This window comes from Chelativorans sp. M5D2P16, assembly GCF_034427935.1.
Classification (GTDB): Bacteria; Pseudomonadota; Alphaproteobacteria; order Rhizobiales; family Rhizobiaceae; genus Chelativorans.
Genome location: NZ_JAXQNM010000008.1, coordinates 227,117 through 247,841, shown reverse-complemented (window position 1 = coordinate 247,841; position 20,725 = coordinate 227,117). Strand labels below are relative to the sequence as shown.

Below are 20,725 nucleotides of genomic sequence, written 5' to 3'. Positions count from 1 at the left end.
CGATGAAAGCTTTCATCGGATGCATCGCCCGAAACGCTATCGCCCGGTCGACAGCATCCAATTGAGCGTTTCACGCCAGTCCGTCATGCGGATCGGTGTTCCGTGGGTGCCGGTTTCGAACCGCACAAAGCGGACGGGGTAGGCCGGATCGCGCGCACGGATGTGCCGGTAGAATGCCTCAAGCTTCTCGATGGGGAACACCTCGTCCCGGCTTCCGTGGCCGATGAAGATGGGCAGGCGGTCCCGGAAGGCCCGGGTGGTCAGGAAACCGTCGTCCCACATGGAACCAAGAAGGACGAGGCCCTTCAGGCGTGGAAGCAGCGCCGGCTCCCGCGCAAGCCGCCAGCACAGCGCCCCGCCCATGGAGCCGCAGGCGAGAAAAACCGGCGCATCCGGCGAGCGCGCGGCATAGGCGGAAAGGAAAGCGGCGATCCGCGCCGCGCCCTCGGCACCGAAATCCGGAACGTCCGGTACCAGATAGAGCCCTCCATTGCGGCCCATCAGGTTCTTGATGCGGTTGAAATTGCCTCCGAACGTGAAATCGTCGACGCCCTGATGGCGGTTGCCGCCCTGCCCGTGCAGATAGACCGTGATGATGCGCGCGCCTTCGACCCGGCCGACGGCGAAGTGACGCACCGGGCCTCTTTCCGTCTCGATGACGAGTTCGCGCTGCAGCCGGCGAATGGCCGTGTCGACGTAACGCCCCCGCACCCGGCGCTCCGGCACCGCATCCCGCCCGTTGATGTCACGCATCTCGCGATAGTCGATGATGCGGTAAGCACCATCGTCACGCCTCTCCAAAACATCCGGGTAGCCGAAAAGGCGGTCCTTCAAGGGCGCAAGCTGCCACGCCTCGGCGGGCGTGGCCAGCAAAGCGAGGAGACACAAGAGGAGCGGCTGGATGAAGGCTGCTTTGCGCGTGCCCTTCATCCGCTTTTGCTGCTTTCGGTCTTCAGGGTGCCGCCGGCGGCATGAAGAGCTTCCGGCGTGTCCACGTCCAGGCTGGCGGCCGGACCCAGTTCGACGTCGACGACTTCCAGTGGCGCGCTTTCGACGATCTGACGCGCGCCCGTATCGCCCTCCAGCCGCTCCACCTCGGCAAAAAGCGTTCGTGGCAGGATCACGGGATTGCCGCGCTTGCCGCCATGGGTAGCCCGCACGATCGCCTCACCGCCAGCCTTGGAAAAAGCTGCCAACAGCCGGTTGAAGTCCTCTGCGGTGACCTCCGGCATGTCGCCCAGCACGACCAGCGCGCCGGCGGCAGAGGGCGGCAGGGCGCGAATGCCGGCCTTGAGCGAGCTTGCAAGCCCGGACCTGAAGTGCGGATTCTGAACTTCCTTGACCGTCAGACCGGAAAGTGCTGCGGAGATTCGTTCGGCCTCGTGACCGAGCACGACGACAACACCGGCCGCCCCGCCCCCGGTCACCTGTTCGGCAACCCGACGTACCAGCGGCTTGCCGTCGAATTCGGCCATGAGCTTGTTGCCGATGCCCATCCGCCGCGATCTTCCCGCGGCCAGGAGCACCGCCCAGACCTTCGGGGACGTTCGTTTCGGTGCGACTTCGCGCGGCTGTGGCCGTGTGGGAATCTCCACCAGAAGACCACCTACGCCCATGGCGCCGACCTCCTCATGGGTGACCTCAAGCCCGGCCATGAGCCGGTCGAGCACCCAGTCGAATCCGTTCGGCTTCGGGCTGCGGGCGCAGCCCGGCGCGCCCAGGACAGGCTTTCCGTCGAGACTGCCGATCACCAGCAAGTTGCCCGGGTCCACCGGCATGCCGACGCGCGAGACCTTGCCGCCGGCGCGGCGGATCGCGGCGGGGATGACGTCGTCCTCGTCGCAGACCGCCGAGGCACCGAAGACCAAGACCATGTCGCTGTCGCGGGCCTGGTCGGCAATGGCGCGGGCGACCCCTTCCTCCTCGTGCGGCGGACGCACCTCGACGGTCACCCGGCTCGCCGAGCGCGCAAGCCGCGCCTCTGTGATCCGGGCGGTCTTGTCGAGCACGCTCGGTTTCACCCCCGGCAGGACTGTCTGCACGAGACCGATGCGACGCGGCACGAAGGGTTGCACCGAGAAGGCCTCGCCCGCCGCGCAGGCGGTCTCGACCTGGGCCACCAGGTTTTCCGGCACGGCAAAGGGAATGATCTTGACCGTGGCGACCATCTGCCCCGCCTCCACCGCCGCGAAGGGCTCCAGCGTGGCAAGCGTGATGGCCGGGTCGATGCGGTTGACGGCATCGACAGTGTGCTTATCGACCCGGAACAGGCCCGCCTCGGCCGCATGCAGGTTGACGCGGCCGGTCGCCGGCGCACGCGCCTCGACGGTGGCGACACGCAGCGCAGCCGCAATCCGTGCGGCAGCTGCATCCTCGTCGAGATCGTCCGGGGCGAGCACGGCGGCGATGACCTCGCGCACGCCCGCCTCTTCCAATAGGCGAACATCCTGCGCCGTCAGCCGGTGCGCCTTGCGCAGCCGCTTCTCCCCCGCCATGGTCGCATGGGCGAGGATTGCGCCCTCCGCCTCACAAACGGGAACGGCGCCGAACCTCATGCCGCCTCGCCCCGACGTGCCTCCAGCCCGCGCGAACGCAGGGCCGCGATAACCTCGGCGAGAACGGCGACCGCGATTTCCGCCGGGCTCGCCGCACCGATCGCAAGCCCGATGGGCGCGTGGATGCGCTCGATAGAGTCTTGAGCAAGCCCAGCGCCGGTCAAGCGCTCGACACGGCGCGCGTGGGTTTTACGGCTGCCCAGCGCGCCGATATAGAAGCAGCCGGCGTCAATTGCGGCCTTCAAGGCGGGATCGTCGATCTTGGGATCATGGGTGAGCGCGGCCAGTGCGCAATAGGCATCGAGCGGGCGCTTTTGAAGCGCCTCTTCCGGCCATTCGGCGTCGAGCCGCACATCGGGAAAGCGCTCCGGCGAGGCGAAAGCGGTGCGCGGGTCGATAATGTGCACGTCGAAACCGGCCATCCGCGCCATCGGCGCCAAAGCCTGGCTGATGTGAACCGCACCGATCATCACCAGCCGCGGCGGCGGCACATGCACGTTGAGAAAGAATTGCTGCCCGTCGATCTCCGCGGTCGCCGATTTTCCCGAGAGGAAGGCCTTCTCGACCGCTTCACCGAGGGACCCGGCGACGGTGTCACCTTCGACCACCACCCGATCCCGCCCGCCGCCGAGATCGGTGACGAGCACGGCCGCCCGGCGCTCGCGCCGACATGCGTTCAGTTTCTTCAGTGAATGAGGATCCATTAGCCCAGCCGTTCGACATAAACCTTGATGCGGCCGCCGCAGGACAGGCCGACCTGCCAGGCCGTCTCGTCGGCCACCCCGAATTCCAGCATGCGAGGCCTGCCGTCGGCAAGGACATCGGCCGCTTCCGCCACGACGGCCCCTTCGACGCAGCCGCCGGACACCGAGCCTTCAAAATGCCCCTCCGTGTCGATCACCAGGTGGCTGCCGACGGGCCGGGGTGCGGAGCCCCAGGTCTCCACCACCGTGGCGATGGCCACGTCCCTGCCGGCCTTCATCCAGTCCTCAGCGATCGTCAGGGGGTCGAGCGGCTGTTCGCCTTGCGCCTGATTAAGCATGCCTTGCCTCCTGTTGCCCTGTTGGCAATATGGTCACGCAGCAAGATGATTGCCAAGTCCCTCTACCGGCCGTGTTCGCCGGCGCGGCGCGGCCGACAAGGCCGCGCAGAGATCCGACAACGCGTCAAGCGAGTGGACGGGGCGGAACTCGTCCACATGCGGGAGCATGGCCCTGACTCCGCGCGCCCTGGCCTCGAAACCGTCGAATCGCAGGAGCGGGTTGAGCCAGATGAGACGGCGGCAGGATTTCTGCAGCCGCTCCATTTCACGGGCGAGCCTTTCTATGTCGTCGCGCTCCAGCCCGTCGGTGATGAGAAGCACTGTGGCGCCCTGCCCCAGCACCCGGCGCGACCATAGGCGATTGAAGGTGGCGAGCGCCTCGCCGATGCGCGTGCCGCCGGACCAGTCGCGCACGGCACCCGCGCACTCGGCCAGCGCCTCGTCGGGATCGCGGTGGCGCAGCTGGCGCGTGAGATTGGTGAGCCGCGTGCCGAAGACGAAGCTGTGCACGCGGCGGCGCTTTTCCGTCAGGGCATGCAGGAAGTGGAGAAAGACGCGCGTGTACTGGCTCATCGAACCGGAGATGTCCGACAGGACGACAAGGGGCGGATGCACCCGGCGGGGCGAGCGGTAGCGCGGCAATACCAGGTCGCCGCCGGTGCGCAGCCCGAAACGCATCATGGCGCGTGGGTCGACGCGGCTTCCGCGGGTATCGGGCCGGAAGCGGCGCGTAACGACGAGATCGTGCGGCAGGACCAGTGAGGAGATCGCCTGGCGCGCCGCCGCCAGTTCCTCCGCCGTCATCTGGGCGAAATCCTTGTCGCGCAGCACCTCCTGGCGCGAGAGTGTCAGGCGCGCATCAATCTCGATCTCTTCCTTCTCTTCCTGCGCCTGACGACCGTCGTTGAGGAAGGCTTCGCCGGCACGCGTCTCGCCGGCGCGCGGGCGCTCTTTCTCGGCACGCGCGGGCGCCACGGGCGAAAGCATGGCCAGCATCTTCTCGATCAGCTCGCGCGAGCGCCAGAAGAGACGAAAAGCCTCGTCGAAGACGGCGTGGTCCTCATGGCGCTTCACGAGGACGGCATGGAGGGTCCAGTAAAAATCCTCGCGGGTGCCGATGCCGGCCGCCAGGACGGCCTCCACCGCGTCGGCGACTGCGCCCGGCCCGACCCTGAGCCCCGCCTTGCGCAGCGTACGGGCGAAATAGACGATGTTGTCGGCGATCCGGCCCTCCGGGTCGGCGCCGTCACGATTGTCGTCCGCTCGCACATCCGCCATGGTCTCAATCCGCCGTCGACAGCTCCGCCTTGACCTCCTCGAGGATCTTGGCGCCCTCACCCTCCTGCAGGCGGGCGATGTCGTCCTGGTATTTCAGGAGCACGCCCAGTGTGTCGGAGACGGTCTCGGGGTCGAGGGCAATCTTGTCGAGCTCGGTGAGCGCGCTCGCCCAGTCGATGGATTCGGCCACGCCCGGGACCTTGAAGAGGTCGATCTCGCGCAGCTTCTGAATATAGCTCACCACCTCGCGCGAAAGCCGCTGGTTGGCCTCGGGCACCCTGCGGCGCACGATTTCCAGCTCGCGCTCGGCATCGGGATAGTCCACCCAATGATAGAGGCAGCGCCTTTTCAGCGCGTCGTGGATTTCGCGCGTGCGATTGGTGGTGATGATGACGATGGGCGGCTCGGCGGCGCGGATGGTGCCGAGTTCGGGCACGCTCACCTGATAGTCGGACAGGATCTCCAGAAGGAAAGCCTCGAAGGCCTCGTCCGTGCGGTCGAGCTCGTCGATCAGGAACACCGGTGCGGCCCCCGCCTCGCCGGTGAGCGCCTCCATGACCGGTCGGCGGATAAGATGGCGCTCGGAGAAGACGTTGCGCTCCATCGCCTCGCGGTCGTCGACGCCGGCAGCCTCCTCCATGCGGATTTCGATCATCTGGGCTGCATAGTTCCACTCATAGACCGCCGAGGAGACATCCAGCCCCTCATAACATTGCAGCCGGATCAGCCGACGGCCGAGCGCACTTGCCAGCACCTTGGCAATCTCGGTCTTGCCGACGCCGGCCTCTCCTTCCAGGAACAGCGGCCGCTTCATCTTCAGGCTCAGGAACAGGACCGTCGCCAACGATCGGTCGGCCACGTAATCCGCTTCGGCCAGAAGCTCGAGCGTCTCGTCAATGGTTTGCGGAGCGTTGCGCGGGGTGCGTGCAGACATGAACTCTCCGAAAAAGGCTCGCTATAGAACGCGGTAGCCGCGATCATGGTAGAGGAGCGGCGGCAGGTTAGCGCCCACGCGCAGCCCTGTCACCTTGCCGAAATAAATACGGTGGGTGGCGAGGTCCTTCGTGTCGATCACCCGGCAGTCGAAGGCGGCGATTGCACCGACAAGCACCGGCGCGCCGCTCGACAGCATCTCCCAGTCGCCGAGCGCGAAACGCTCCTCCGGCGGCAGTCCGGTGAGACCCGAAAAGGCATCGGCGAGCGGCTGCTGCTCCGAGGAGAGCGTGTTCAGGGCGAACACGCCATTCTGGAGGAAGGCGTCGTTGTTCGGGTTTTCGCGGTTGAGACAGACCAGCACCGTCGGCGGGTTGTCGGAGACCGAACAGGCGGCGATGGCCGTCACGCCGCGCCTTCCCGCCCTGCCATCCGTTGTGACCACATGCACAGCACCGGCAAAGCGGGCCATCGCGTCTCGGTAGTCCTGCGGTGCAATGTCGTTGGTCTTCAGCACAAACAATTCCTGTCGCCCCGTTACAGATAGGTTTCGGCCCCTCTGTTACAAGCGGGCCGGCCGGCGGCGCCTCATTAGCGTGTTGCGCCCGCTGCCGCCACCATTTACCAGTGCCGGGACGGAAATCCATGGTTCAGTTGAGGATTTTGATCCTGTTGCGCATGCGCCTCGCCATCGCCGCCCTGCCCGTTCTGGTGCTTGTGGGCCTCTTTCCCGCCCGGGCGCAGGATTTCACCATCGGCCTCGCCGCCCCCCTGAGCGGCGATTTCGCGGAACTGGGCACGCAGTGGGCCGAGGGCGCACGCACGGCAGCGCAGGGCGACGAGGCGGTACAACTGGTGGAAGCCGATGACCGATGCACTCCCGAAGGCGGCGCAGAAGCGGCGCGACAACTGGTCGAGGCCGGTGCCGAAATCGTCATCGGCTTTCTTTGCACGACCGCCGTCGAGGCGGCGATGCCCATCTTGAAAGAGGCCCGGATTCCTGTGGTGACGCCGGTGCGGACCGGCAGCCTGACCGATGGCAAGGTACGCACCGGTTGGCCCGTCTACCGACTCGCCCCCCGCGACGACGCCGAACGCGAAGCGGTGGCGACGATCCTCACACAGCGCTGGCGCGACGAACTGTTCGCCATCGTCGACGACGGCACGATCTACGGCCGCGAGCTGGCGGAGAACCTGCGCGCGGAGGCCGAGCTCGCCGGCCTGCAGCCGGTCTTCATCGATACGTTTCGTCCCCAGATGGATAACCAGATCGGCCTCGTCGGCCGGCTCAGGCGCGCCGGCGCGACGCATGTCTTCGTGGGCGGCGACCGGGCCGATATCGCGATCATGGCGCGCGATGCGGTGAATCTCGACTACGATGTGGTCCTCGCCGGCGGCGAGGCCCTGCGGGCGGAAGACGGCGAGGTGCCGCTTACCGAGGGCGTTCTGATGGTGGGCCTGCCGCGCTGGGAGGTCTTCGCCTCGCCCACGGTGCTGGAGGCCCTGCGGGAGGCCGGCGTCGAACCGGAAGGCTATGTCATTCCCGGCCATGCGGCGCTCGAGCTTGCCACTGGGGCGGCGCGGGTGGCGGCGGTCGATGAAGTGCCGGTGGTGGAGGTTTTGGAAAACTTCGCCTTCGACACCGCGCTGGGCGTGGTGCGCTTTAACGAAAAGGGCGACCTGGCACGCAGCCTTTACGGTCTTTTTCGTTATGATGGCGAGAGATTCGTGGAGGTCGAATAGTAGTGTTCAAGGCCGGACCGCGGAACCTGATCACCGACGTCGAAGGGCTGCGTGTGGGCAACAACGGCGACGCCCGGCTGAAATCGGGCGTATCTGCAGTCGTCTGCGACGTGCCGGCGGTGGCCGGCGTGCAGGTGCTCGGCGGCGCGCCCGGCACGCGCGAGACCGATCTTCTGGCCCCGCACAATCTGGTCGAAGGGGTGGATGCGGTGGTGCTATCGGGCGGCTCGGCCTTCGGGCTGGACGCGGCTTCCGGCGCGCAGGCGGCGCTGCGCGAGATGGGCCGGGGCTTTGCCGTCGCGGGCCACCGCGTGCCCATCGTGCCGGCGGCGATCCTGTTCGACCTCGCCAACGGCGGCGACAAGGATTGGGGGCGCTTCCCGCCCTATCGCGAGCTCGGCTACACGGCGACCGAGACGGCGCAGGCGGATTTCGCGCTCGGCTCGCACGGTGCCGGAACCGGCGCGATGACGGCGGGGCTCAAGGGCGGGCTGGGCTCGGCGTCCTGCATCCTTAAAAACGGTGCGACGGTGGGCGCGCTGGTGGCGGTCAACGCGGTCGGCTCCGTCACCGTCGGCGACACCGCCCATTTCTGGGCCGCCCCCTTCGAGATCGGCGCGGAGTTCGGCGGCCTTGGCCTGCCCTCCCCGTTTCCGGAGGATGTCCGCGAGGTCACCACCAAATTCAACGCGCCGTCCCCCGGCACAAATACGACGATCGGCGTGATCGCCACCGATGCGAAGCTCACCAAGGCCGCGGCCAGGCGGCTGGCGATCGCCGCCCATGACGGGATCGCCCGCGCCATCTGGCCCGCTCACACGCCGCTTGACGGAGATCTGGTCTTCGCCCTCGCCACCGGCCACAGGGACATGGAGCCCGATCCGGCCTCCATCGTCGAATTGCACGCTGCTGCAGCGGCGGTCATGAGCCGGGCCGTCGCGCGCGGGGTGTTCCTTGCCGAGACGGCGGCGGACGACCCGGTGCCGGTCTGGTCGCAGCGCCGGAGGTGACCGCGACTGCGCCGTTCGCACAGTCCGGCGAGTCACGGTATAAGCCGATGAGCAACAGAAGGAAGCTCGCCATGTCCATCCCGCGCCTTACCGCGATCCTCGCCGCCTTCCTGTGCGTCCTGTCCGTCGCCCATGCGGGCGACACGGCGAAGGTGGACATTCTCGGCTTCAGCCCCGACGGCGGCGTCTTTGCCTTCGAGGAGTACGGCGTTCAGGACGGTTCCGGCTTCCCCTATGCCAACCGCTACTACATCGATACCGGAACCGACACCTTCCTTCCCGGCACGCCGGTGCGCGTGCGCCTCGATGATGAGCAGGCCACCGTGGAGGACGCACGCGCGGAGGCCAAAAACCAGGGCCAGGATGTCGTTTCCGACGATGTCTTGAAGGAAAATGCCGGTTTTACCGCCGGCTGGAATGCGGTCACGGAGCTTTCGACCGATCCGCACCGCATGCTTGTCAACCCGCGCCCCATCTTCCCGCCGTTCGACGACCCGCTCGAATTCCGCTTGGAGGAACTGGCCGTCGAATACCCCGAAACCTGCCGGAATCTGGGTGAGCGGATCTTCGGTTTTCGCCTGCTGCGCGTGGGGACCTCGGCGGGCGAAGAGACCACGCTCGTCCACGAGGACGAAAGCGTGCCCGAAAGCCGCGGCTGCCCGCTCGACTACCGGCTTGCCGGCGTCCAGACCTATTATCCGCCGGAGGCGCAGCCCGCCTTCGCCGTGCTCGTCGCCGTTCGCCGGTACGGCTTCGAGGGTCCGGACCACCGCTTCATTGCCGTGACGGGGCGGCAATAGGCTTGCGCCAATCCACGTCCCCGGCAGCCGCGAACGGCCGCACCCGGCCCTTGCGCCTGGCGTTTCTCGGCGCGCTTTTCTGGAGCGCGGCCGCCGGCGCGAGCGCCCTTCTCGGCCTGAGCCACTGGGCGGATTTGGCACGGGCGGCGGCGGTTTCCGAACGTTTCGCGCTCGGCGCCCTGATCGCCTTTCCGGCCGCCCTTTTCTTCGCCCGACCGGCCGCGCGCGGCGGCGGGCGCATTCGGCGCTTCTTCACCTTCCTCCTCCTGCTCGGTTCCGCAACGCTTGGAGCGACGGGGTTCGTCTTCGCGCTTCAGTCCGTGCTGGATGCCGCGTCCTGGCACGGGCATCCCGTCCACCTGGTGGGAATCTGGCTGTTCTACACGGTCCTGGTGGGGCTCTATGAATTCGCCGTGATCGGTGTGCGGCTCTATTTTCCCTATGGCCTGGCCGCCCTTTTGGCCTTCAGCCTGTGGTTTGCCCTCCGCCCGCGTTGACTTGGGCGACCCGTCTGCTACCACCGCCAACGACTTTTCTTACAGGACAGGCAGACGATGATCCCGCGCTATTCGCGGCCCGAGATGGCCGCCATCTGGTCGCCCGAAACGAAGTTCCGCATCTGGTTCGAGATCGAGGCACACGCCGCTGATGCAATGGCCGAGCTCGGCATCGTGCCCAAGGAAGCGGCGCGGACGATCTGGGAGAAAGGCGGCAAGGCCGACTTCGACATCGACCGCATCGACGAAATCGAGCGCGAGACCAAGCACGACGTCATCGCCTTTCTGACGCATCTGGCCGAAATCGTCGGCCCCGACGCGCGCTTCGTGCACCAGGGCATGACCTCCTCCGACGTGCTCGACACCTGCTTCAACGTCCAGCTCGTGCGTGCGGCCGACATCCTTCTGGCCGATATGGACACCCTTCTGACGGCGCTTAAGAAACGCGCCTACGAGCACAAGGACACCATCACCATCGGCCGCAGCCATGGCATCCATGCCGAGCCGACAACCTTCGGGCTGAAGCTGGCGCAGGCCTATGCGGAGTTCGACCGCTGCCGCGCGCGGCTCGTCAACGCGCGCGAGGAAGTCGCCACCTGCGCCATTTCCGGGGCCATCGGCACCTTCGCCAACATCGATCCGCGCGTCGAGGCGCATGTTGCCGAGAAGATGGGCCTGAAGCCGGAACCCGTCTCCACCCAGGTCATCCCGCGCGACCGGCACGCCATGTTCTTCGCTACGCTCGCCGTCATCGCCTCCTCGATCGAGCGGTTGGCTGTCGAGGTCAGGCACCTGCAGCGCACGGAGGTGCTGGAGGCGGAGGAGTACTTCTCGCCGGGCCAGAAAGGCTCTTCCGCCATGCCACACAAGCGCAACCCGGTGCTTTCGGAAAATCTTACCGGGCTCGCCCGCATGGTGCGCGCCTATGCCGTGCCGGCGCTTGAAAACGTGGCGCTGTGGCACGAGCGCGACATCTCCCACTCTTCCGTGGAGCGCATGATCGGCCCGGACGCCACGGTGACGCTCGACTTCGCGCTCGCCCGCCTCACCGGCATGATGGAAAAGCTCGTCGTCTATCCGGACGCCATGGAGAAGAACCTCCACCGTTTTCGCGGGCTCGTGCACTCGCAGCGCGTGCTTTTGGCGCTCACCCAGGCGGGCGTCAGCCGCGAGGATGCTTACCGGCTAGTGCAGCGCAACGCCATGAAGGTCTGGGAACAAGGCGCCGATTTCCTGGAAGAGCTGCTCGCCGACAAGGAGGTGCGCGCCGCACTTTCGGAGGACGAAATCCGCGAGAAATTCGATCTCGGCTACCACACCAAGCACGTGGACACGATCTTCGCGCGGGTGTTTGGGGAGAGATAGCGGCGGTGGGTGCTGCCGCGTTTAATCAGCCATACGGAAAAGCTGGAGACTTGCGCGCGCCCTCATTCCCCGCGCGTCAGCGTGCGGCGCACGGCATCGCGCCAGCCCTTCAGCTTGCGTTCGCGCACCGCCTCGTCCATCCGCGGCGTGAATTGGCGGTCGAGCGCCCAGCGCTCCGCGAAAGCATCCATTCCCGGCCAAACACCCGCACGCGAGCCGGCGAGCCAGGCTGCCCCGAGCGCGGTGGTTTCCAGCACCGTCGGCCGGTCGACCGGCGCGTCGAGGATGTCGGCCAGGCACTGCATGGTCCAGTCGCTCGCGACCATGCCGCCGTCGACGCGCAGGACCTTGGTCTCCGCCCCGTCCGGCCAGTCCTTACGCATGGCCTCGAGCAGGTCGCGCGTCTGGAAGACGACCGACTCCAGCGCGGCGCGGGCGAATTCGGCGGGACCGGTGTTGCGGGTGAGCCCGAAAATCGCCCCGCGCGCCTCGGCGTCCCAGTGCGGCGCACCGAGACCGACGAAGGCCGGTACGAGATAGACGTCCTGGGTGGGGTCGGCCGCGTCGGCCAGCGTGCCGGAATCGGCGGCCGTCTCGATGACCTTCAAGCCGTCGCGCAGCCATTGGACGGCCGCGCCGGCGACGAAGATCGAGCCCTCCAGCGCGTAGGTCGTCTTGCCGTCGAGGCGGTAGGCGATGGTCGAAAGCAGACGGTTCTTCGAGTGCACGAGCGTGTCGCCCGTGTTCAGCACGGCGAAGCAGCCGGTGCCGTAAGTTGATTTCAGCATGCCCGGCTCAAAGCAGGCTTGGCCGATGGTCGCCGCCTGCTGGTCGCCGGCAACGCCCAGGATGGGTATTTCGGCGCCGAACAGCGTCTTGTCGGTCACGCCGAAATCGTCGGCCGTATCCTTGACCTCGGGCAGGAGCGCGCGCGGCACGCCGAGGATCGAAAGCAGTTCATCGTCCCACGCGTTCTTGCCGATATCGTAAAGCAGCGTACGCGAGGCATTCGTCGCATCGGTCACATGCGCGCGCCCGCCGGTCAGCCGCCAGATGAGAAAGGTGTCGATCGTCCCGGCCAGGAGTTCGCCACGCTCCGCGCGCTGGCGCGCGCTGTCCACGTTTTCCAGAAGCCAGGCGAATTTCGTCCCGGAGAAATAGGGGTCGAGCAGAAGGCCGGTTCTTGCCGTGAAGGTCTCCTCCAGCCCCTCGCCCTTCAGCTTCTCGCACAGGAAGGCGGTTCGCCTGTCCTGCCAGACGATGGCGTTGTGCACGGGCTTGCCGGTTTCGCGGTCCCAAAGCACCACCGTCTCGCGCTGGTTGGTGATGCCGATGGCGGCGATATCGCTTGCCTCGAGTCCCGCATCGGCCAGTGCGGCTTTCACCGTCGCCACGACGCTCGTCCAGATGTCCTCCGGGTCGTGCTCGACCCAGCCCGAGGCCGGATAGTGCTGCGGGAACTCCTGCTGGCCCGTACCCACGGCCTGCATCTTGTCATCGAAGACAATGGCCCGGCTCGACGTCGTTCCCTGGTCGATGGCCAAGACGAACCCGCTCATGCCTTCCTCCAAACTCTTCATCGCGAAGTGAAGGCGGCCGTCGCCGCCTTCACGGATCGTTGCATGGTATCAAGGCAGCAATGGCTACTGCCAGCGCTTGACGATCTCCTCATAGGCGATGGTCTCGCCCTGAGGCTTTTCGTTCTCGAGCTTCGGCTTCGGCGCGCCGGGCTGGGAAAGCCAGTGTTCGGCGTCCTGCGGCTCGTTGAGGCGCGGACCACAGCCGCCATAGATGTCGGCCTGTTCGTCGGCCTGCTGCATGCGCGCCATGGTCTGGTCCATCTCCAAGGCCAGGCGATCCATTGCCTCCTGCGGTGTGAAGGCACCGGAATTCACATCACCGATCTGCTGCCACCAGATCTGCGCCAGCTTCGGATAATCCGGCACGTTGACGCCGGTCGGCGTCCACATCACACGGTCGGGCGAGCGGTAGAACTCGACCAGGCCGCCGAGCTTCGGCGCGCGCTCGGTAAAGGATTCGTGGTTGATGGTCGAATCCCGGATGATGGTGAGACCGACATGGCTCTTCTTGGTGTCCACCGTCTTGGAGGTGACGAACTGGGCGTAGAGCCAGGCCGCCTTGCGCCGGTCGACGGGCGTGGAGTTGAAGAGCGTCCAGGAGCCTGCATCCTGATAGCCGATCTTCATTCCCTCTTCCCAATAGGGCCCATGCGGGGACGGCGCCATGCGCCAGAGCGGATTGCCCTCCTCGTCGACCGTATTGTTGCCCTCGCTCTGGGGCTTCACCATGTCGGCGGTGAAGGCGGTGTACCAGAAGATCTGCTGGGCCACGTTGCCCTGGCTGAGCGCGGGCAGCGATTGATAGAAGTCGAGGCTGGCGGCTCCTGGAGGCGCGTATTCGCGCAGCCATTCGTCCCACTTGGCAATCGCGTAGACCGCCGCCGGACCGTTCGCCGCACCGCCGCGTTCGACGGAAGCGCCGGCGGGGTTGCAGGAGCCTTCCTCCATGCGTATGCCCCACTCGTCGACCGGCCGGCCGTTCGGCAGACCCTTGTCGCCGGTGCCGGCCATGGAGAGCCAAGCGTCGGTCATGCGCCAGCCGAGATCGGGCGCACGCTTGCCGTAGTCCATGTGGCCATAGACACGCACACCGTCGATCTCCTTCACGTGCTCGGTGAAGAACTCGGCGATGTCCTCATAGGCCGACCAGTTGACCGGAACGCCGAGATCGTAGCCGTAGATCTCCTTGAACTGCTCCTGCAGCTCCGGCCGGTCGAACCAGTCCTTGCGGTACCAATAGAGGTTGGCGAACTGCTGGTCTGGCAGCTGCCAGACCTTGCCGTCCGGGCCGGTGGTGAACGAGATGCCGATGAAGTCCTCAATATCGAGGCCCGGATTGGTGACGTCGGCGCCCTCGCCTTCCATCCAGTCGGTCAGGTTGACCGCGCTCTGCAAACGCGAATGCGTGCCGATCAGGTCAGAATCGTTGACATAGGCATCATAGAGGTTGCGGTTGGTCTGCATCTGCGTCTGCACCGCCTGCACGACCTCGCCTTCGCCGAGGAGCTGGTGGTTGACCGTGATGCCGGTGATCTCCTCGAAAGCCTTGGTAAGAACCTCCGATTCATAGCTGTGCGTCGGGATCGTCTCCGACAGCACGTTGATCTCCATTCCCTGGAAGGGCTCCGCCGCCTGGATGAACCACTCCATCTCGGCGAGTTGCTCCTCCCGGCTCAAGACAGAAGGCTGGAACTCCTCGTCGATCCACCTCTCCGCGGCCGCCATGTCCGCCCAGGCCTGGCCCGAAAAGCCAAGCAGGGCAAAGGCTGCCACCGATACCTTCAAATGCGATTTCATTCTCATTCCTCCCAACAAAAAGTTCTCCTACGGACGTCGTATGTGGCAAGCGCCCCGCCCTCGCGCGGGAGGCGCGCGGTGCTCGCCGGTAGCGCCAGCGGCCACGGTCCGGATCGGTACCGGTTCTCCATGTGCCGCAAGCGATTCATGGCCGTCCTCCTCACACCCAGCGGAAGACGGCGACTGCGAAGACGATCGAAACAATCGTGGCGCCCCAGAGCGAAACGTCGGTAAGGGCCAGCCAGCCCAGATGGATGTAGGCGGTGGCGAGAAGCGATATAAAAAGCCGATCGCCGCGCGTCGTCTCGAAGCGCAAGACCCCGACGCGCGGAGCCCCTCCAGGCGAGACATATTCCCAGACCATCATGCCGAGGAGCATGAGGGCGATCATGGCGAAGAAGATCGCCGTCTGCCAGGTCCAGGCCATCCATGTGAGATCCATTACCTTCCTCCCTGCCAGAGCAGATCGCTCCCGACTGTGTTCGGCCGAATGGAAAGACCGATGCGAAGGAGCACCATCATCTCAGTCTTCCAGCTCCACCAATCCAACTCCTTTCAGACACGCCCGAGGGCGAAGCCCTTTGCGATGTAGTTGCGCACGAAGTAGATCACGACCGCGCCCGGGATGATCGTGAGAACGCCGGCGGCCGCCAGCAGCCCGAGTTCATATCCGGACGTGCTTGCCGTGCGCGTCATGACCGCTGCGATGGGCTTGGCGGCAACCGACGTCAGCGTCTTGGCCAGTAGCAGCTCAACCCAGGAGAACATGAAGCAGAAGAACGCGGTGACACCGATCCCGGAAGCGATGAGCGGCATGAAGATCTTCACGAAGAAGCGCGGCCAGGAGTAACCGTCGATATAGGCCGTCTCGTCGATCTCCTTCGGCACGCCGGACATGAAACCCTCCAGGATCCACACTGCCAGCGGGATGTTGAACAGACAGTGCGCCAGCGCCACGGCCCAGGGCGTGTCGAACAGGCCGATCGCCGAATAGAGCTGATAGAAGGGCAGCGCAAAAATCGCCGGCGGTGCCATGCGGTTGGTGAGCAGCCAGAAGAAAAGGTGCTTGTCGCCCAGGAAACGGTAGCGCGAGAAGGCGTAAGCGGCCGGGAGCGCTGCCGTGACGGAGATGACCGTGTTTATGAGCACATAGCTGATGGAGCTTATGTAGCCATTGTACCAGACGGGATTGGTGAGGATCTCCTGATAGCTCGCCAGCGTGAAGTTCCGGGGCCACAAGCTGAATCCGCCGAGGATCTCGTTGGTCGTCTTGAACGACATGTTGAGAAGCCAATAGATCGGCAGCATCAAAAAGATGATGTAGAGCGTGGGCACAACCCACCAGAACGCGCGCCGCCTCCCCGAACGTCGCCGGGTACTTGCCGCCGGCGCGTGGGTTTCAGCGCGATCGACGGACTTGTCTCCGGGGCGGGTGCGCAGAAGCATGGTGCGGTCGCGTGCCGTATCCTGCTTTGCCTGGGACATCTCAGCGCTCCGCGTCATAGTTGGTCATGGCGGTGTAGAAGACCCAGCAGACGAGCAGCGTCATCAGGAAGTAGATGATGCTCATCGCCGCGGCGATGCCCAGGTTGAACTCGCCAAGGGCCGCCTTCACCAGGTCGATGGACAAGAAGGTGGTCGCGTTGCCCGGTCCGCCGCCGGTCAGGACGAAGGGCTCGGTGTAGATCATGAAGGAGTCGATGAAGCGCAGCAGCACGGCGATGGTGAGCACCCGGTTCATCTTGGGAAGCTGTATGTAGCGGAAGACGGCGAGCCGCGAGGCGCCGTCGATCTTGGCAGCCTGGTAGTAGGCGTCGGGGATCGAGCGCAGCCCGGCATAGGCGAGCAACACGACCAGGGACGTCCAGTGCCAGACGTCCATCAGCACGACGGTGATCCACGCCGAGAGCGGCTGCTGGGTGAAATTGTAGTTGATGCCAAGCGCATTGACGGAGTAACCGAGCAGCCCGATCTCAGGCAGCGCGAAGATATTCCACATGGCGCCCACGACGTTCCACGGGATCAGGAGCGGCAGCGCCATGAACACAAGGCAGACCGACACCCAAGGGCCGGAACGCGGCATGGCGAGCGCGACGGCGACGCCCAGCGGAATCTCGATGGCGAGAATCAAGAAGGTGAACAGGAACTGTCTGGAAAGGGCGGCGTGGAAGCGGGGAGAGGCCAGCACCTCCTCGTACCAGCGCACGCCCTCGAAGAAGAAGACGTTGTTGCCGAAGGTCTCCTGCACCGAGTAGTTGACGACCGTCATCAGCGGGATGACGGCGTTGAACGCCACCAGCGCCAGGACCGGCAGCACCATGAACCAGGCCCTGTTGTTCCAGGTCTTCATGGACGGTCCTCCAGTTCCACGCGCCAGGAATCGGCATAGAGATTGAGATGCGCCGGATCGAAGACGACATGCGGCTCGGCCGGGATCTCCATATCCTCCTTGACGATGGCGGCGATCGTCTCGCCCTCGAGGCTGGCATGAACGATCTTCCGGCGGCCGATGTCCTCCACCTTGGTGATGGATACCGGCATACCCTCGCGGCCGAGCCGGACGAACTCGGGCCGGATGCCGAGTTCGATGCGTTCGCCCGACGGCCGCTGCGGGGTGCCGGGCAGCGCCACCGGCCGGCCGCCCACCCGGACCGTGGCGCCATCAAATTCGGCCGGAAGCAGGTTCATCCCCGGCGAGCCTATGAAATAGCCGACAAAGGTGTGGCGTGGATGTTCGAACAGTTCCTCCGGCGTGCCGATCTGGACGATTTCGCCCTCATACATGACCACGACCGTATCGGCGAAGGTAAGCGCCTCCGTCTGGTCGTGCGTGACGTAGACCATGGTGCGCCCGAAGCGGCGATGCAGTTCCTTGAGCTGCGTGCGCAGCGTCCACTTCATGTGCGGATCGATGACGGTCAGAGGCTCGTCGAACAGGATGGCGTTGACATCAGGGCGCGCCAGGCCGCGACCCAGCGAGATCTTCTGCTTGTCGTCCGCCGTCAGCCCCTTGGCGCGGCGCTTTGCCCGCTCCTCCAGGCCGGTCATGGCCAGGATCTCGCGCACGCGGCGGTCCACCACGTCCTCCGGAACGCGCCTGTTGCGCAGCGGAAAGGCGAGATTGTCGTAGACGGTCATCGTGTCGTAGACGACCGGGAACTGGAAGACCTGGGCGATGTTGCGCGCTTCCGTCGGCAGATCGGTCACATCCAAGGTGTCGAAGTGGATTTCGCCCTCGCTCGGCCTGAGAATGCCGGAAATGATGTTGAGCAGCGTGGTCTTGCCGCAGCCGGACGGGCCGAGCAGCGCATAGGCGCCGCCATCCTCGAAGACGTGGTCCACCCTTTTCAGCGCGTAGTCGGCATCGCTCGCCGGGTTGGGCGTGTAGGAATGACGGATGTCCTTCAGTGTCAGCCGTGCCATCCGATCCTCCTCATGCGGCCCTCGCGCGATGGGTCGCGGCGCTGCGCCCGGAGGCGTCAAAGACGAGCAGATGCCGCGTATCGAGATAGACCGTAAGTTTTTCGCCACCGCTCGCGCGGTGCACGCCTTCCTCCAGCATCACCCACGGATTGCCGGCGTAGTCTAGGTGGACGAAGCTTTCCGAGCCGGTGATCTCCGTCACCGTCACGCGCGCATCGAGCGCTATGGCGCCCTGTCCGCGCGGTTCCAGCGAAAGGTGGTGTGGGCGAAAGCCCAGCGTGTAGACCGCGTCACGCAGGTCCGACAGCGCCGGCGGGACCGGCAGTCCACCGACGCCGTCGAGCAGGAACCGGCTCTGTTTCTTTTCCACCTCGATCGTGTTGAGCGGCGGATCCGAGAAGGTCCGCGCCGTCAGCAGATCGGCCGGGTTGCGGAACACCTCGATCGTGGGCCCGAACTGGGTTACGCGGCCCTCGCTCAAGGTCGCCGTCTTGCCACCGAGCAGCAGGGCCTCGCTCGGCTCGGTGGTCGCGTACACGAAGATGGCGCCGGACTCGGCGAAGATGCGCGGCAACTCGGCACGCAACTCCTCGCGCAGCTTGTAGTCGAGATTGGCGAGCGGCTCGTCGAGAAGCACGAGACGGGCGTTCTTGACGATGGCGCGGGCAAGCGCGGTGCGCTGCTGCTGACCGCCGGAAAGCTCGAGCGGCTGCCGGTCGAGATAGGGCGTGAGCCGCAACATCTCCGCGGCTTCGCGGACCTTGCGGTCGAGCGTCGCGCGCTCGGTGCCGGCGACGCGCAGCGGCGAGGCGATGTTCTCGTAGACCGTCATGGACGGGTAGTTGATGAACTGCTGGTAGACCATGGCCACGCTGCGCCTCTGCACCGGCACGCCGGTGACATCGGCGCCGTCCATGTGCACCGTTCCCGCTGTCGGTTGGTCGAGCCCCGCCATCAGCCGCATCAAGCTCGTCTTGCCGGCAAGCGTGGGACCGAGAAGCACGTTCAGCGAGCCAGCCTCCAGCGCGAGCGAGACATCGCTGATGTGCCGCTCGCCCGAGACGGTCTTGGAGACGTCACGAAGCTCCAGCACGACGTTTTCCTCCCCTGCTTGCGCGCCTTCGCGGGGCCGCCGCGCGCGTTTCCTCCGTTCGCACGGCACCGAGATCGCGCATGAAAGCGTCCACCGCCTCGGCCTCCTCGCGTGTTAGCCGCAGCCCGCGCTTGGTGCGCCGCCACAGCACATCCTCGCCGGTGCGCGCCCATTCGCGCGCTGCGAGATAGCGCAATTCCGCCTCGAAGACGTCCGCGCCGAAATGACGGCCGAGATCACCCGGCCCCGCCGCTTGCTCCAGAATATCACGCGCCAGCGTTCCGTACAGCCGGGCGAGACGGCGGGCGTGGCGACCCTCGAGGAAGGGATATGCACGCAGCAACTCCGCGACATGATCGTCGAACGCCGTCACGGCGAAACCGCCGCCAGGCAGCGGCGCATCGGCCGTCCACGGGCTGCCCCGCGCACCCAGAACCTCTGCGATCTCGTCAAGCGCCGATTCGGCGAGCCGCCGAAAGGTAGTGATCTTGCCGCCGAAGACATGCAGCACGGGGGCGCCCGCCGCCCTGTCGGTCTTCAGCACATAATCGCGCGTGGCCTCCTGAGCCTTGCTGGCGCCGTCATCGAACAGCGGCCGCACGCCGGCGAAGCTCCAGACGATGTCGGCGGGCGACACCGGCTCGGCGAAATATTCGCTGGCGGCCGCGCAGAGATAGTCGATCTCCGCCTTGCTTATCTCGGCGTCTGCGGGGTCGCCCTCGAAATCCTGGTCGGTGGTGCCGATCAGCGTGAACTCTTCCTCATAGGGAATGGCGAAGAAGATGCGCCCGTCGGCGTTCTGGAAGAAGAAGGCACGCGGGTCGTCGAACTTGCGAGGGATGACGACATGGCTGCCTTTCACGAGGCGCACATTGTGCGCCGTGTTGCGTCCGAGGGCGCCGGAAATCACCTCGTCGACCCAAGGGCCGGCCGCGTTGATCACCATCCTGGCGCGTACTTCCTCCTGCGCCCCAGTTTTCAGGTCGCGCAACGTGAGGCACCATATCCCTTCTTCGGCACGCGCTCCGACAACCTTCGTGCGCGTGCGGATCTCCGCCCCCTTCTCCTTTGCGTCCATGGCGTTCAGGACGACCAGCCGCGCGTCGTTGACCCAGCAGTCGGAATATTCAAAGGCGCGCCGATAGTTCGCCCTGAGCGCCTTGCCGGCGGGGTCGCTGCGCAGGTCGAGCGTGCGTGTGGGCGGCAGGAGCTTTCGTCCGCCGATATGGTCATACAGGAAAAGGCCGAGGCGGATGAGCCAGCCGGGGCGCAGGCCCTTGTGCAGGGGCAGGATGAAGCGCATCGGCCAGATGATGTGCGGTGCATTGCGCCACAGAACCTCGCGCTCCATCAGCGCCTCGCGCACAAGGCGGAACTCGTAATATTCCAGATAGCGCAGGCCGCCATGGATGAGCTTGGTGGAGGCGGACGAGGTGCCGCTGCCCAGATCCTTCATCTCGGCGAGCGCGACCGAATAGCCGCGCCCCGCGGCATCCCTGGCGATGCCGCAGCCGTTTATGCCCCCGCCGATGACGAACAGGTCGTGGACCGGACTGTCGTCCAATGAATCCTCCCGAAACGAGCGTCATGCCTCCCGTAAAAGCGAAAC

The 20,725-nt window shown here is 65.8% G+C and carries 20 protein-coding genes; 5 read left to right on the top strand and 15 right to left on the bottom strand.

Annotation, left to right across the window (positions count from 1 at the left end):
* Nucleotides 1-36 precede the first annotated feature (36 nt).
* From SIN08_RS04155 to SIN08_RS04125, 7 genes are read right to left on the bottom strand one after another with little or no spacing between them, the layout of a single operon-like run.
* Nucleotides 37-930, bottom strand: coding sequence for an alpha/beta hydrolase (locus tag SIN08_RS04155; protein ID WP_322450288.1), 894 nt, complete (start codon nucleotides 928-930; stop codon nucleotides 37-39).
* Entirely contained in the window at nucleotides 927-2,555 is a 1,629-nt protein-coding gene (locus SIN08_RS04150; RefSeq protein WP_322450287.1) for a molybdopterin-binding/glycosyltransferase family 2 protein, read from the bottom strand. Before SIN08_RS04150 ends, SIN08_RS04155 begins: the two co-directional genes overlap by 4 nt.
* Nucleotides 2,552-3,259, bottom strand: coding sequence for an XdhC family protein (locus SIN08_RS04145; protein ID WP_322450286.1), 708 nt, complete (start codon nucleotides 3,257-3,259; stop codon nucleotides 2,552-2,554). The genes SIN08_RS04150 and SIN08_RS04145 overlap by 4 nt, the downstream gene beginning before the upstream one ends.
* Nucleotides 3,259-3,597, bottom strand: a complete 339-nt coding sequence (locus SIN08_RS04140) for an XdhC family protein (RefSeq protein ID WP_322450284.1) — start codon at nucleotides 3,595-3,597, stop codon at nucleotides 3,259-3,261. Before SIN08_RS04140 ends, SIN08_RS04145 begins: the two co-directional genes overlap by 1 nt.
* 33 nt (nucleotides 3,598-3,630) lie before the next feature.
* Complete coding sequence (locus SIN08_RS04135; RefSeq protein ID WP_322450283.1) at nucleotides 3,631-4,875, bottom strand: VWA domain-containing protein; 1,245 nt, start codon at nucleotides 4,873-4,875, stop codon at nucleotides 3,631-3,633.
* A gap of 4 nt (nucleotides 4,876-4,879) precedes the next feature.
* Nucleotides 4,880-5,809, bottom strand: a complete 930-nt coding sequence (locus SIN08_RS04130) for a MoxR family ATPase (RefSeq protein WP_322450282.1) — start codon at nucleotides 5,807-5,809, stop codon at nucleotides 4,880-4,882.
* A 21-nt stretch (nucleotides 5,810-5,830) separates the two neighbouring features.
* Nucleotides 5,831-6,325, bottom strand: a complete 495-nt coding sequence (locus SIN08_RS04125; RefSeq protein ID WP_322450280.1) for a flavin reductase — start codon at nucleotides 6,323-6,325, stop codon at nucleotides 5,831-5,833.
* Nucleotides 6,326-6,453: 128 nt separating this feature from the next.
* On the opposite strand from SIN08_RS04125, the gene SIN08_RS04120 reads away from it, so the two are divergent.
* The 5 genes from SIN08_RS04120 (at nucleotide 6,454) to purB (ending at nucleotide 11,223) form a co-directional block, all read left to right on the top strand.
* Entirely contained in the window at nucleotides 6,454-7,551 is a 1,098-nt protein-coding gene (locus tag SIN08_RS04120) for a branched-chain amino acid ABC transporter substrate-binding protein (protein ID WP_322450278.1), read from the top strand.
* Between the two features lie 2 nt (nucleotides 7,552-7,553).
* On the top strand, nucleotides 7,554-8,561 hold the full coding sequence (locus SIN08_RS04115; protein ID WP_322450276.1) for a P1 family peptidase: 1,008 nt from the start codon (nucleotides 7,554-7,556) through the stop codon (nucleotides 8,559-8,561).
* A 71-nt stretch (nucleotides 8,562-8,632) separates the two neighbouring features.
* Nucleotides 8,633-9,361 (top strand): DUF2259 domain-containing protein, encoded by a 729-nt coding sequence (locus SIN08_RS04110; RefSeq protein ID WP_416208018.1) that lies wholly within the window; start codon nucleotides 8,633-8,635, stop codon nucleotides 9,359-9,361.
* Between the two features lie 2 nt (nucleotides 9,362-9,363).
* Nucleotides 9,364-9,858 (top strand): hypothetical protein, encoded by a 495-nt coding sequence (locus SIN08_RS04105; protein ID WP_322450273.1) that lies wholly within the window; start codon nucleotides 9,364-9,366, stop codon nucleotides 9,856-9,858.
* A gap of 57 nt (nucleotides 9,859-9,915) precedes the next feature.
* The gene (gene purB, locus SIN08_RS04100) at nucleotides 9,916-11,223 is read left to right on the top strand and encodes an adenylosuccinate lyase (protein WP_322450271.1); all 1,308 of its coding nucleotides are present in this window, start codon (nucleotides 9,916-9,918) and stop codon (nucleotides 11,221-11,223) included.
* Nucleotides 11,224-11,285: 62 nt separating this feature from the next.
* Here purB and glpK read toward each other — a convergent pair whose 3' ends face one another.
* From glpK to glpD, 8 genes are all read right to left on the bottom strand, one after another.
* A complete protein-coding gene (gene glpK, locus SIN08_RS04095) occupies nucleotides 11,286-12,782 on the bottom strand; it encodes a glycerol kinase GlpK (protein ID WP_322450269.1) in 1,497 nt (498 codons plus the stop codon).
* A gap of 84 nt (nucleotides 12,783-12,866) precedes the next feature.
* A complete protein-coding gene (locus tag SIN08_RS04090) occupies nucleotides 12,867-14,600 on the bottom strand; it encodes an ABC transporter substrate-binding protein (RefSeq protein ID WP_322450268.1) in 1,734 nt (577 codons plus the stop codon).
* 160 nt (nucleotides 14,601-14,760) lie between these two features.
* Nucleotides 14,761-15,042, bottom strand: coding sequence for a DUF2160 domain-containing protein (locus SIN08_RS04085; RefSeq protein ID WP_322450267.1), 282 nt, complete (start codon nucleotides 15,040-15,042; stop codon nucleotides 14,761-14,763).
* A gap of 113 nt (nucleotides 15,043-15,155) precedes the next feature.
* The gene (locus tag SIN08_RS04080; protein WP_322450523.1) at nucleotides 15,156-15,908 is read right to left on the bottom strand and encodes a carbohydrate ABC transporter permease; all 753 of its coding nucleotides are present in this window, start codon (nucleotides 15,906-15,908) and stop codon (nucleotides 15,156-15,158) included.
* A 178-nt stretch (nucleotides 15,909-16,086) separates the two neighbouring features.
* A complete protein-coding gene (locus SIN08_RS04075) occupies nucleotides 16,087-16,950 on the bottom strand; it encodes a sugar ABC transporter permease (RefSeq protein WP_322450265.1) in 864 nt (287 codons plus the stop codon).
* On the bottom strand, nucleotides 16,947-18,023 hold the full coding sequence (locus SIN08_RS04070) for an ABC transporter ATP-binding protein (protein WP_322450264.1): 1,077 nt from the start codon (nucleotides 18,021-18,023) through the stop codon (nucleotides 16,947-16,949). The genes SIN08_RS04075 and SIN08_RS04070 overlap by 4 nt, the downstream gene beginning before the upstream one ends.
* 10 nt (nucleotides 18,024-18,033) lie before the next feature.
* Nucleotides 18,034-19,116, bottom strand: a complete 1,083-nt coding sequence (locus tag SIN08_RS04065; protein WP_322450262.1) for an ABC transporter ATP-binding protein — start codon at nucleotides 19,114-19,116, stop codon at nucleotides 18,034-18,036.
* Nucleotides 19,100-20,680 carry a glycerol-3-phosphate dehydrogenase gene (gene glpD / locus SIN08_RS04060; RefSeq protein WP_322450261.1) on the bottom strand — a complete coding sequence of 527 codons (1,581 nt, stop codon included), beginning with the start codon at nucleotides 20,678-20,680 and terminating at the stop codon, nucleotides 19,100-19,102. Before glpD ends, SIN08_RS04065 begins: the two co-directional genes overlap by 17 nt.
* Nucleotides 20,681-20,725 lie beyond the last annotated feature (45 nt).